The following is a 12523-nucleotide window of genomic DNA, read 5'->3' as shown; positions in this document are numbered from 1 at the left end:
GCACTCACCCGTAGCTCTGGGCATGCTTTTCGACCACGAATTCGAACGGGCACGGTTCGTGTGGGGCGACGAGAGCGTCTCTCGACTCGACGACCTTCTCGCTGCTGACGCACGGGTGATGGTTGTCACGGGCGAACACGTCGGCGCGACGCCGTCGGTGATGGATCCCGTGAGAGCCGCGATCGGCGAGCGACTCGTCGAGACGTACACGGGCGCGCGGCCGAACGTTCCCCACGAGACCGTCACAGAGGGTGTCTCGCGGCTCGAAGCCAGCGGGGCGGACGCGCTCGTGAGCGTCGGCGGAGGCAGCGCGAGCGACACGGCCAAGGCCATCGCCATCTTCGCCGGCGAGGAGACGGACGACCTCGACCAACTCAGAACGCACACCGTAGACGGTGAGGTGACGGTACCCGACCTGCCGGCGGCGAAGGTGCCACTCTACTGCGTGGTGACGACGCTCTCGGCCGCGGAGGTGACGAACATCTGTGGCGTCTCGACGCCGGAGGAGAAGGTCGTCCTGCTCGACGAGAAGGTGCGACCGCAGGCGTGTCTGTACGACCCTACAGTCGCCGCGACCACGCCCGACGCCGTCATCGCGTCGACCGGGATGAACGCCCTCGATCACGCGGTGGAAATTCTCTACTCGGAGGGGCGAAGCGACAATCCGTTCTACCAGGCCACGGCGGAGAAGGCGATTCGGCTGCTCACCGAGAACTTGCCGGGTGCGGTGTCCGGCGACGCGGACGCTCGGGTACAGACACAACTCGGGGCCGCGCTCTCCGGCCTCGGCGTGGTCGGCGGCGTGAGCATCAATCACGGGGTGAACCACATTCTCTGTGCCCGTCACCCGCTCTCGCACGGTGACGGAAACAGCATCCTCTTGCCTCACGGCGTCCGGTTCACCGCTCCCGAGGCTCCCGAGGCGATTCGACGCATTGCTCGGGCGATGGGCGTCGATGCGACGGGTACCGACGACGAGGTCGTAAACGCCGTCGTTGACGCGATTGCGACGCTTCAGGAGACGCTCGGGACGCCGACTCGCCTCCGCGACGTGGGCGTAGACCGCGACGATTTCGAGGCGGTCGCGGCCATCGCCGTTGGAGAACCGTCGCTCGCGAGCAGCCCGCGCGATATCACGGAGGCAGACATCGTTTCCTTCCTCGGCGCAGCCTGGTGATTACTCGCGCGACCGGATGTATTCGAGCGTCTCACAGACGAGGACAGTTCGCCCGTCTCCCGTCGTCACTTCGTCGTGGAACGTGACGATTCCGCCTTCCTCGCGGTCCTCGCGGTCGATGATTTCGCGGGAGACGGTGATGGTGTCCCCGACGAACGTCGGGTTCGGGATGCGCATCTTGTCGAGCCCGTAGTAGCAGATGTTCGAGTCCTCGTGGCGGAAGTCGCTCGTGATGAGTCCCTCCATCATCGAGTAGGTGAGCGGCGCGTGAACCGCCCGCTCGCCGAAGCGCGTCTCCTTTGCGAACTCCTCGTTCATCTGGAGTTCGTTCATGTCGCCCGTGTTGCCCGCGTGAGTGACGAGGTGACTCTCGGTGATGGTCCGTCCGCGCGTCTCGAAGGTGTCGCCGACCGCCAAGTCGTCGTAGAAATACGCCGTGTGTGGCATACCCAGACAGGGTGACGCGGCGGCTTGTATCGTCGGATTGGCACCCGTTCTTGCCGTGAAATCCATCGGTTGCGGCAAGGTGAGGCACGAGGCCAATCGTTTTGTGTCGCGTCAGAGAGTCACACACATGAACTTAGGGCATATTCTCCGACGGGCCGCACGACGACACCCGGACCGAACCGCACTCCTCGGACGCGGTGTCCCCGACGGGCGCACCTACGCGGAACTCGACGACCGGGTGGACCGTCTCGTCGCGGGACTCGCCGAGTTGGGCGTCGAAGCCGGCGACCGCGTCGGCCTGATGGTGAAAAATCACGCCGCCTTCGTCGAAACGTCGGTCGCCGCCTACCGCCTCGGGGCGCTCAAAGTGCCGCTCAACACGATGCTCACGCCGGGCGACCACGACCACCTCGTCTCTGACGCCGGCATCGACGTGCTCGTGGTCGAATCACAGTTCGCAGCCCACTGCGCCGAGATGACGGCGCGCGCGTCTCACTACGTCGTCGTCGGCGAGGAGGCGACGTTCCCGGGTGAGACCCACGCCTACGAACGTCTGCTCGGGGCCGACCCCGACTCCCGAGCGGAGGGCAGCGGCGACGACCCCTGTGCGCTGATGTACACCTCCGGGACGACCGGCCTCCCGAAGGGCGTCACCCACACCCACGACACCTGGCTCTCGACCGCCCTCTCGCTCAAGACCGAGCTCGGGCAGCGCGACGGCGAGGTGACGCTGCACGCCGCCCCGCTCACCCACGGGACGGGCTTCCTCGTCGAATCGACGATGCTGGTCGGCGGGACGAACCTGCTCGTAGACGGGTTCGACCCCGATGAGTTCCTCGACGCGGTGGACGACCACGGCGTGAACTCTATCTTCGTCGTCCCGACGATGATTTACAAACTCCTCGACACCTACGACCCCGAGGATGGCCGCGACCTCTCGTCGCTGCGAAATCTCTACTACGCCGGTGCGCCGATGAGCGCCGCCCGCCTTCGGGAAGGGCTCGACACCTTCGGCGACGTGTTCGTCCAGTCGTACGGCCAGATGGAGTGCCCGATGACCATCACCGTCCTCGACCACGAGACCCACCGCCGGGCAGTCGCAGAAGACGAGCAGTTGCTCCAGTCTGCGGGCCGCGAGGTGGACACGGCAGAGGTACGCCTCGTCGACGACCGAAACGAGCCGGTCGAGCGGGGCGAGCTCGGAGAGATTACCGTTCGCTCGCCGCTCGCCACGCCCGGGTACTGGGAGTTGCCCGAGAAAACGGCGGAGACCATCGTCGACGGCTGGCTCCACACCGGCGACGTGGGCCGCTTCGACGAGAACGGCCTCCTCTACATCTTAGACCGCAAGAAGGACATGATAATCACCGGCGGGATGAACGTATACCCCCGCGAAATCGAGGAGGTGCTCGCAACCCACGAGGCCGTCTCGAACGCCGCCGTTATCGGCGTCCCCGACGACTACTGGGGGGAGAAAGTGGTCGCCGTCGTCGAACCGCGTCCCGACGCGGATGTAGACGAGGCGACGCTCGCGTCACAACTCGAAGCCACCTGCGAGGCCGAACTCGCGGCCTACAAGAAACCGAAACGAATCGACATCGTCGACGAGCTTCCGCGCAGTTCCTACGGCAAGGTCCGAAAAACCGACCTGCGAGAGGAGTACTGGGACGACGCGGAGCGAAACGTGAACTGAGTCAGCCGTAGACGCGCTCGCCGCGCTTCACGACCGTTTCGACGAGATTCGTCCCGTACTGGTACGGCACGTGAACGTGGTTCGGCGCGTCCACGACGACGAGGTCAGCGGGCGCACCGACGTCGAGGCGGCCAAGGTCCGGTCTATCCAGCGCGAGCGCCGCGTGATCGGTCGCCGCGACGAGCGCCTGTGCCGGCGTCATGCGCATCTCCACGCAGGCGAGCGACTGGGCGAAGCCCATCGAGTGGCTGTGGCAGTTCGGGTTGAAATCCGTCGCGATGGCCACGGGCGCACCCTGGTCGAGCATCATCTCGGCGTCTGCGAACTCTGCGCCGAGGCCGAATGCGGTGCCCGGCAGGAGGACGGGCACGACGCCCGCATCGACGAGCGCGGCGATGTCCTCCTCTGTCGAGTGAAGCAGGTGGTCTGCGCTCGTCGCGCCAATCTCTGCGGCCAGTTGTGTTCCGCCGATGTGCGTCAGTTCCTCGGCGTGAACCTTCGGCGTGAGGCTGTGCGCTTCGCCCGCTTCGAGGATGCGACGAGACTGTTCGACCGAGAACACGCCCTCCTCGCAGAACACGTCGTTGAACTCGGCGATGCCCTGCGCTTCGACGGCGGGCAGTTGTTCGTCGATTACTTCCTGGGTGTACTCGTCTGCGTCCATTCCCTGCGGCACGGCGTGTGCGCCCATGAACGTCGGGACGACCTCGATAGGATGCTGGTCGTCGGCTTCCGCAATCGCGTCGAGCATCCGGAGTTCCGTCTCCGTATCGAGGCCGTAGCCGGATTTGACTTCGACCGTCGTCGTCCCGTGGGCGAGCATCCGGTCTAAGTGTCCCAACAAGTTCGTGACGAGCGTCTCGTCGCTCGCCTCGCGCACCGACCGAACGGACTTGAGAATCCCGCCACCGGCGGCGAGAATCTCCTGATACGTCTTGCCGCGCAGCTTGGCCTCGAACTCGTCGGAGCGGTCGCCCGCAAAGAGGCCGTGGGTGTGTGGGTCGACGAAGCCGGGGAGCACCGTCCTGCCGGTGGCGTCGATTGCCTCTGTGGCGTTCTCTGGCGGGTACTCGCGGATGACTTCGTCTGTTGGGCCGACGGCGACGACCTTCCCATTCTCGACCGCAATCGCGGCGTTCTCGTAGCGTTCGAGCGGGGCGTCCTCGGCCTTTCCAACCACCAGTTCCGCGGCGTCGTAGACGACGAGGTCAGTCACGCCGCCCACCCCGCGAGGAAGTGCGCGACGGTACGCGCGGCCGCATCGACGGTTCGGTTGTTCGCATCGAGTGGAGGTGCGCACTCCACGACTTCAAAGCCTGCGACCCGGTCGTCGCTCGCAGCCATTCGGACCATCCGGAACAGGTCGCCCGGCGAGAGACCGCCCGGTGTCGGCGCGCTCGACCCCGGGTAGGCGGCGTCCAGCACGTCGATATCCACGCTCAGATAGAGCGTATCCACGTGAGAGAGCGCGGAGAGGGCGCTGTCGATGGCCGTGACCGGGTCGTCGCGTGCCTCCTCTGCGGTCACGACTTCGCCGTCGTTGTCGCAGACGAAGTCGTGGTACTTCGTGCTCGTCTCGAAGTGTCGCGCCCCGACGCAAGCGTAGCCATCGAGGCCCGCGTCGTGCAGTTGTCGGTACGGCGTCCCACTCGTCAGCCCCGATTCAGGGACTTCGCGCACGTCGAGATGGGCGTCGAAGTTGATGACGCCGACCGAGCCATCGTCGAGAAGTGGAGCCACGTTCGGGAATGTGAGCGAGTTGTCCCCGCCGAGGAACACGGGAATCGCGTCCTGTCCGTGAATCGCGTTCGTGGCTTCGAGGACTGCTTCCTGAACTTCTGCGACTGACCCAGGTGGAATCGCCACGTCGCCGAGGTCACCGATTTTCGAGACGGGCCCGGCGTCGAAGTGGTGGCTCTTCGTCCCGGCGAGCGCGTCGCGAATGGCGGCGGGCCCATCCGCCGCGCCCTTCCGCGAGATGACCGCCCCGTCGTAGGGTTCGCCGACGATGACCGCGTCGTACTCGTCCGCTTCGTCGAGCGACGTTTGCTGGACGACGTGGCCGAACTGCTCGTCGTTCGGGTCCGACGAGGTCCCCTGCCAGTCTGCGGGTGGGTTGAATTTCATTGGCGGTCTCGCATCGGAATCGGGACGTTCGACACCGTCGCCTCGTCTAAGGCCTCCTCGTAGCCGGCGTCGGCGTGGCGGATGACGCCCATGCCAGGGTCGGTGGTGAACACGCGGCGGGCCTTCTCAGCGGCGAGGTCAGTCCCGTCGAGGACGACGTGGTTGTTCGTGTGGAGCGCGTTGCCGATGCCGACGCCGCCGCCGTCGTGGACGCTCACGATGTCTGCACCCGCAGCACAGTTGAGCAGGGCGTTGAGAATCGGCCAGTCTGCCACGGCGTCAGAGCCGTCACGCATGGCTTCTGTCTCGCGGTTCGGACTCGCGACGCTGCCCGCATCGAGGTGGTCACGGGTGACGACGACGGGAGCCGAGATTTCACCGTCGCGGACGAGGTCGTTGATTTTGAGCGCGAACTTCGCCCGCTCGGTGACGCCCTCGTCGTCCGTCGAGTAGCCGAGCCAGCAGACCCTCGAAGGGAGGCCCTGGAAGGCGACCTGCTCCTGTGCGAGGTCGATCCAGCGGTGGAGGTGGTCCTTCTCAGGGAACAGTTCTTTGACCGCTTCGTCGGTGCGGTGGATGTCGGCTGGGTCACCCGAGAGTGCGGCCCAGCGGAACGGCCCCTTGCCGCGGCAGAACAGCGGGCGGATGTACGCCGGGACGAAGCCTTCGAAGTCGAATGCGTGTTCCATCCCACGGTGTTCTTTGACCTGCCCGCGAATGTTGTTCCCGTACTCGAAGGCAATAGCGCCCTTCTCCTGCATCGCGAGAATGCCTTCGACGTGGCGAACCATCGTATCAAGGCTTGCTTCGACGTACTGCTCGGGATTTTCGGCGCGCAGTTGGTCGGCTTCTTCGACGGTGTAGCCGGATGGGTAGTACCCCTCTAGTTCGTCGTGGGCGCTCGTCTGGTCGGTGACGATGTCCGGGACGAACCCGCGTTCGAGCATTCCCTCGAACATGTCGGCGGCGTTCATGTGGAGGCCGATGGAGAGCGGTTCGCCCTTCTCTGCGGCTTCCTCGGCCATGTCGATGGCCTCGTCTAAGTCGTCGGTCTTCTCCATGCAGTAGCGCGTCTCGATGCGGCGGTCGATGCGGTGTTCGTCCACCTCCGCGGCGATGCAGACGCCGTGGTTCATCGTGACGGCAAGGGGCTGTGCCCCACCCATCCCGCCGAGGCCACCGGTGACGGTGATGGTTCCGGTGAGGCCCTTCACGTCCGGGAAGTGCTGGCGGCCCGCTTCGGCGAGCGTCTCGTAGGTTCCCTGGATGATGCCCTGCGTGCCGATGTAGGCCCACGACCCGGCGGTCATCTGGCCGTACATAATGAGGCCTTTGGCTTCGAGTTCGTGGAAGTGCTCCCAGTTATCCCACTTACCCACCAGATTCGAGTTCGCGATGAGGACGCGCGGAGCGCGTTCGTGGGTGGTGAACCGGCCGACCGGCTTGCCGGACTGGACGAGCAGCGTCTCGTCGTCGTCGAGGTCGCGGAGTTCTGCGAGAATCGCGTCGTAGGCGTCCCAGCTTCGGGCGGCGCGACCGGTCCCGCCGTAGACGACGAGATCCTCCGGTCGCTCGCCCACGTCCGGGTCTAAGTTGTTGTTGAGCATGCGCAGGGCCGCTTCCTGCCGCCAGCCCTTACACTCGATGTCAGTGCCGGTCGGCGCGCCCTGATACTGTTTCCACTGTTCTGAGGGCTCGCCGAGACGGCGTTTTTTGTCGGTTGGCTGCTGGTGTCCCATGGATACGCATACCACGTGCTGGAACGGCGAGAGGGTGAATTCTCCACACGGAGATGTATTTATATACTACTGTGGCGAACCGCCTTGCATGTACAAAGCCGTGTTCCGAATCCACGGAAGCGGCCCGTACGCCCGGGCTACCGAACGAAACGACACCGAAATCGAACTCTGGTGTAACGACCACTGCGACCTCCTGCACGTGACTGGCGAGCACACAGAAAGCGTGCTGGCGAACGTCGAGGAAGAGGTGGGCATCCGCGAGCACATCAACAACGACACGGACCAGGTGGTCATCACAGACGCCTGTCTGAAAGAACACGGCAGCGACTACGTCGAAACGTATCTCGCGAAACACGACTGCCTGCTGTTGCCCCCGCTTCGCTACGAAAAAGGAGCGAAAATCGTTCGCGTGCTCGCTCTCGACCCGGCGAATCTCACGAACTTCTACCGCGATATCACCGCAGACCACCGGGTCACGGTAGAGTCGAAACAGGAACTCGCCACCGTCACGTCCGACACGCCGCTCATGTCGATGGAGTCTGTGCTTCCGACGCTGTCGGCCCGCCAGCGCGAGGTGTTTCTCGCCGCGCACGCGGCAGGGTACTACGAAATTCCACGACGGACGACGACGACCGAACTCGCCAAAACAGTGGGCGTGGGCCGCCGGACGGTCGAACACCACCTCAGACGGGCAGAGCAGAAGTTCGCGGACGCGCTGGTCGAATACCTCTAACCGAGCAGGCCGAGCGCCGCGACGAGGTGGGTCATCCCGGCGACGACGGGCACGAGGATGATGGTGCGGATGACGAACAGGCCAACGAGGTCACGGAAGCGAATCGGCACGTCGCTGAACATATCCATGATCATCGGGCCCACCGAGGAGAAGAAGATGAGCTGTGAGACGGCGAGCACTGCGACGAAGAATTTGGCCATCGGCGCGGCCTTCGTCACGAGCAATACGGGCACGAACATCTCGGTGATGCCGACGATGGTCGCCGGGGCGACCATGGCCGCGTTCGGGATGCCGAGGGCGGCGATGACCGGCACGAGCGGCTGGCCGAGGATGTCGAAGACGGGCGTGTTCGCAGAGAGCAGCGTCGCCGCCAGTCCGACGACGAGAATCGTGCCGAGGATGAGGCTCGTCAGTTTGATACCGTCGACGAACCCGCGAGTCGCCGCTTCGAGGAAGGTTTCACCCTCGTCCGCTTTTTTGACCGCTTCTGAGAGCGCAAAGCGGACGTAATCGCCGAGCGACCCTTCGAATCCGACCTCGGGTTCGGGTTCGGCGATGTACTCCTTCGGCGTGGTCGAAATCGGCGGAATCCGCACGAGGATGATGCTCGTGAGGACGATACAGCAGAAGTACGCGCCGAAGATGACCGGGAACAGCGAGAGCATGTCGAGGGTGGCGGCGACGACGCCGACGAACCCGATGCTCACCGTCGAGAAGCAGGTGGCGATGGTGAACACGTCGCGCTTGTGGTAGCCGCCCTGCTCGAAGACGTTCCGGGTGACGTAGAGGCCGACGCTGTAGGAACCCACCCACGAGGCGAGGCTGTCGAGTGCCGCCCGACCGGGCACCTTGAACAGCGGCTTCATGACCGGCCGCGAGAGCGTGCCGATGAATTCGAGGCCGCCGAGTTCGACGAAGATGGTGATGAAAATCGCACCGATGGGGATGATGATGCCGACGCTGTAGACGAGCGTTCCCCACATCAGGCCGCCCGTGCCCGGCGTGTGCAGCAGGTCGGGGCCGAGTTTGAAGAACATCACCGGCGCGAGGACGACGCCAGCGACGCGAAGTAACCAGAACACGACCGAAGTCTCGAAGTACGAGAGGTCGAACCCGGCGACCTCACCGTCGGTGAGCATGGCGAGCGTCGTGAGCACGCCGCCGGCCACGATGATGGCGAAAGCGTAGACGCCCACGGCCGTCGGGAACATTTCGATGATATAGCTCACGGCGATGTCGAACGGGACGGTGATTTCGCCGCCGTGGCTCACCGGGAGCAAGAAGAACACGCCGCCGACCAGAAACGCGAGAAGAAATTTGACGACCGGTTGCATCGCCAGGTCGTGGAGGTCGATGTCGTCGATGCTCCGCACCCGGGGTTCGCTCTCTACTTTCCACGTTTGCCCGCCTTCAGTAGCCATGAAACGTCCATTGTGAACGTATTGCATAGGCATTCGATTTCCAAGCGGAGAGGCGTTTAAGTGTGTACGTCGCGTGAGCGGCGAACCTGTCGGCACACCAACTACCAGTCTTGCAGTTGTCCGTGCGCTTAATACCGAGTGCCTGAACCCCACACACGAGCAATGTCAACAATAGACACCGAGGGGCTAGCGGAGTACGACCTGTTCGTAGATGGTAGGTTTCGGGCATCTTCCGGCGACGACCGAATCGACGTGTCGTTCCCCTACGACGGAACGGTGTGGGCAACCGTCCCGGACGGAACCGCAGCAGACGTAGACACCGCCGTCGGCGTCGCTCGCGCCGCCTTCGAGAGCGATGCGTGGGGGGACGCCAAACCGAGCGACCGGCGCGTTATTCTGAACCAGATTGCGGACACCATCGACGCGAACACGCGAGAACTCGCGGAACTCGAGACGCTCCAGAACGGCAAGTTACTGCGCGAGATGGAACAGCAGATGGAGGCGCTTGGCGAGTGGTATCGCTACTATGGCCGCATTTGCGAGGAGGTCGAATCCGGACGCACCATCCCGGTAGACAAAAAAGACGGGCAGATGTTCAACTACGTGCGCCACGAGCCGTACGGGGTCGTCGGCGCGATTACGGCGTGGAACTCACCGTTGCTGTTGACGGCGTGGAAATTCGCTCCCGCGCTCGCAGCGGGCAACACCGTCGTCCAGAAGCCGAGCGAAGAGACGCCGGTTAGCGCGCTTCGATTCGCCGAGTTGGTCTACGAGCACACCGACCTCCCGCCGGGCGTCTACAACGTCGTTCCCGGGTACGGACACACCGGGGCGGCGCTCACCGCACACCCCGACGTGGACAAACTCGCATTCACCGGGAGCACTGCTGTGGGACGCGAGGTGGCAAAGACGGCCGGAGAGAACCTCACGAAGGTCTCGCTCGAACTCGGCGGGAAGAGCCCGAACGTCATCTTCCCCGACGCCGACCTCAACGACGCGGTAAACGGCGTGATGAAGGGGATTTTCGCCGCGACGGGCCAAACCTGCATGGCAGGGTCGCGGGTACTCGTCCACGAGGACGTCCACGAGGAGGTCGTGGCACGACTCACCGAAAAAGCGAGTGACATCAAACTCGGCGACCCACGCGACCCGGAGACGGAGATGGGGCCGGTCGCCTTCCGCGGTCAGTGGGAGACCGTCCACGAGTACGTCCAGTCCGGGCTCGCGGAGGGCGCGACCATCACCGTCGGCGGCGAGATGCCGGCGGACCAACCCGGCGAGTGCTTCATCCAACCGACGGTGTTCGTCGACGTCGAAAACGACATGACCGTCGCCAGAGAGGAAATCTTCGGACCGGTGGCAAGCGTCATCTCGTTCGAGGACGAAGCGGCGGCACTGGACATCGCGAACGACACCGAGTTCGGCCTCGCAGCGGCCATCTGGACGCGAGACATGGACCGGGCGAACCGGTTCGTCGAGACCGTCCAAGCGGGCACGGTCTGGGTAAACGAGTACCGACTCATCGCGCCGAACTCGCCGTTCGGCGGCTACAAGGCGAGCGGCCTCGGGCGAGAAAACGGGCGGGAAGGCTTAGAGGAGTACTATCAGACCAAAAGCGTCTGGTACAACCACGCCGGCGAGGTCGGCGACCCCTTCGTGCTCGACGCCGAGTAAGCCGGGGCGGTCAGGCCGCCTCGAAGAAGAACACGCCGTCGCGTTCCTCGACGAACTGCACCGCGTCGTCCGGTTCGAGGCCGGGGTTGTCGAGGATTCGCGCCGTGACCCGGACCGCATCCGCGACGTCCACGACGCACACCTCGAACGGTTCCTGGCCCTGGTGGTCCGCGCCGGGAACGCGGATGGTCGTCCGAGCGTAGACGGTTCCTTCGCCGGGGAGTTCGTTGACCTCGAAGGATTCGCCGCCGCAGGCGCGGCAGGCGACGACGGGGAATCCGTACACCTCGCCGCAGTCTGCGCACGCGGTGGCGGGGAATGCGGGCATTACGCACCCCTCCCGAGGACGGTGACGGTACACACCGCGCCGCTCCCGCCGAGGTTGTGGGTGAGCGCGAGTTCCGCGCCGTCGACCTGATTCTCGTGCTCGCCGAACAGTTGCAGGCAGGCTTCGTACACCTGTCCGATGCCCGTCGCGCCGACGGGATGGCCCTTCGAGAGCAACCCGCCGCTCGGGTTGATGGGCACGTCGCCATCGACGGCCGTCACGCCCTCTGCCGCGGCCCGCGCGCCCTGTCCTTTCTCGAACAGGCCGAGGTCCTCAGAATCGCCGATTTCGGCGGCGGAGAAGCAGTCATGGAGTTCGACTAGGTCGAGGTCCGTTGGTGCGATGTCCGCCTGCGCGTAAGCGTCCTCGGCCGCGGTCACGGTGGCGTCGAGCGTCGTCAGGTCGTCGTAGCGGTACGCGCCACTCCGGCCGCTGGCGTGGGCGCTCGCCAGCACGTCGATGGGCGTGTCGGTGAACTCGCGGGCCCGGTCACGGGCGGTGAGGACGATGGCCGCGCCGCCGTCGGCGGCCGGACAGCAATCGTAGAGTCTGAGGGGGTCTGCGACGAGGCGCGACTCGGTCACGTCCGCGACGGTCACCGGGTCCCGGAAGCGGGCGCGGGGGTTCTGTGCGCCGTTTTTCCGATTTTTCACCGGAATTGCCGCGACCTCCTCGCGCGTCGTCCCGTGTTCGTGCATGTAGCGGTCGAGCCAGAGCCCGTAAAAGCCGGGGAAGGTGAGGCCGGTCTTCCCCTCTGTCTGGTTGTCTGCCGCGCTGTTGAGCGCCCGGGTGAACTCCGTCGTCTCGGCGCTCGTCATGCTCTCGACGCCCGTGACGACGACCACGTCGTGGACGCCGGTGGCGACGGCCTGATACGCCTGTCGCAGGGCGATGCCGGAACTCGCACACGCGCCTTCGGTCTTCATCGTCGGGATGCCGGTAAGGCCCACGCTATCGGCGACGAGCGGCGCGATGGTCTCCTGACCCTCGAGGATGCCCGCGACGAAGTTGCCGAGGTAGAGCGCGTCTACGTCTTCCCTGTCCACTTCGCACGAGCGGAGTGCCCGAGAAACCGCGCGTACACCGAGGTCCTTGACGCCGGCATCGAGCACGCCGAACTCGGTCGTGCCCATGCCAACGATACTCACATCTCGCATACGTGGAACCTCCCGGTGGAGGCGAAT

The 12523-nt window shown here is 64.9% G+C and carries 11 protein-coding genes; 4 read left to right on the top strand and 7 right to left on the bottom strand.

Going from position 1 to position 12523, the window contains the following annotated elements:
• Window positions 1-22 precede the first annotated feature (22 nt).
• Window positions 23-1177, top strand: coding sequence for an iron-containing alcohol dehydrogenase family protein (locus P0648_RS06570; protein ID WP_277505700.1), 1155 nt, complete (start codon window positions 23-25; stop codon window positions 1175-1177).
• On the opposite strand, the gene P0648_RS06565 is transcribed toward P0648_RS06570, so the two are convergent.
• Window positions 1178-1624: a MaoC/PaaZ C-terminal domain-containing protein gene (locus tag P0648_RS06565; protein WP_276248066.1), complete on the bottom strand. Its 447-nt coding sequence runs from the start codon at window positions 1622-1624 to the stop codon at window positions 1178-1180. It abuts the gene before it with no gap.
• A gap of 127 nt (window positions 1625-1751) precedes the next feature.
• Between P0648_RS06565 and P0648_RS06560 the strand changes: the two genes are divergently transcribed.
• Complete coding sequence (locus tag P0648_RS06560; RefSeq protein WP_277505699.1) at window positions 1752-3317, top strand: long-chain fatty acid--CoA ligase; 1566 nt, start codon at window positions 1752-1754, stop codon at window positions 3315-3317.
• Between the two features lies 1 nt (window position 3318).
• Here the strand turns inward: P0648_RS06560 and hutI are convergent, their stop codons facing one another.
• The 3 genes from hutI to hutU are packed head-to-tail and all read right to left on the bottom strand — an operon-like array spanning window position 3319 to window position 7183.
• The gene (gene hutI, locus P0648_RS06555) at window positions 3319-4533 is read right to left on the bottom strand and encodes an imidazolonepropionase (RefSeq protein WP_277505698.1); all 1215 of its coding nucleotides are present in this window, start codon (window positions 4531-4533) and stop codon (window positions 3319-3321) included.
• A complete protein-coding gene (gene hutG, locus P0648_RS06550; protein WP_277505697.1) occupies window positions 4530-5444 on the bottom strand; it encodes a formimidoylglutamase in 915 nt (304 codons plus the stop codon). The genes hutI and hutG overlap by 4 nt, the downstream gene beginning before the upstream one ends.
• Window positions 5441-7183 (bottom strand): urocanate hydratase, encoded by a 1743-nt coding sequence (hutU, locus tag P0648_RS06545; protein WP_276248070.1) that lies wholly within the window; start codon window positions 7181-7183, stop codon window positions 5441-5443. Before hutU ends, hutG begins: the two co-directional genes overlap by 4 nt.
• A gap of 88 nt (window positions 7184-7271) precedes the next feature.
• Here hutU and P0648_RS06540 point away from each other — a divergent pair, with 88 nt between their 5' ends.
• Window positions 7272-7916, top strand: coding sequence for a helix-turn-helix domain-containing protein (locus tag P0648_RS06540; RefSeq protein ID WP_277505696.1), 645 nt, complete (start codon window positions 7272-7274; stop codon window positions 7914-7916).
• On the opposite strand, the gene P0648_RS06535 is transcribed toward P0648_RS06540, so the two are convergent.
• Window positions 7913-9337 (bottom strand): YjiH family protein, encoded by a 1425-nt coding sequence (locus P0648_RS06535; protein ID WP_277505695.1) that lies wholly within the window; start codon window positions 9335-9337, stop codon window positions 7913-7915. The genes P0648_RS06540 and P0648_RS06535 overlap by 4 nt on opposite strands.
• A gap of 162 nt (window positions 9338-9499) precedes the next feature.
• Between P0648_RS06535 and P0648_RS06530 the strand changes: the two genes are divergently transcribed.
• Entirely contained in the window at window positions 9500-11011 is a 1512-nt protein-coding gene (locus tag P0648_RS06530) for an aldehyde dehydrogenase (protein WP_276248073.1), read from the top strand.
• Window positions 11012-11021: 10 nt separating this feature from the next.
• On the opposite strand, the gene P0648_RS06525 is transcribed toward P0648_RS06530, so the two are convergent.
• Together P0648_RS06525 and P0648_RS06520 are read right to left on the bottom strand one after the other, a co-directional pair.
• On the bottom strand, window positions 11022-11339 hold the full coding sequence (locus P0648_RS06525) for a Zn-ribbon domain-containing OB-fold protein (protein WP_276248074.1): 318 nt from the start codon (window positions 11337-11339) through the stop codon (window positions 11022-11024).
• A complete protein-coding gene (locus P0648_RS06520; protein ID WP_276248075.1) occupies window positions 11339-12496 on the bottom strand; it encodes a thiolase domain-containing protein in 1158 nt (385 codons plus the stop codon). The genes P0648_RS06525 and P0648_RS06520 overlap by 1 nt, the downstream gene beginning before the upstream one ends.
• Window positions 12497-12523 lie beyond the last annotated feature (27 nt).

The organism is Haladaptatus sp. DYSN1, from assembly GCF_029489995.1.
Lineage (GTDB): Archaea > Halobacteriota > Halobacteria > Halobacteriales > Halococcaceae > QDMS2.
This window is presented reverse-complemented; position numbering and strand designations above follow the sequence as displayed.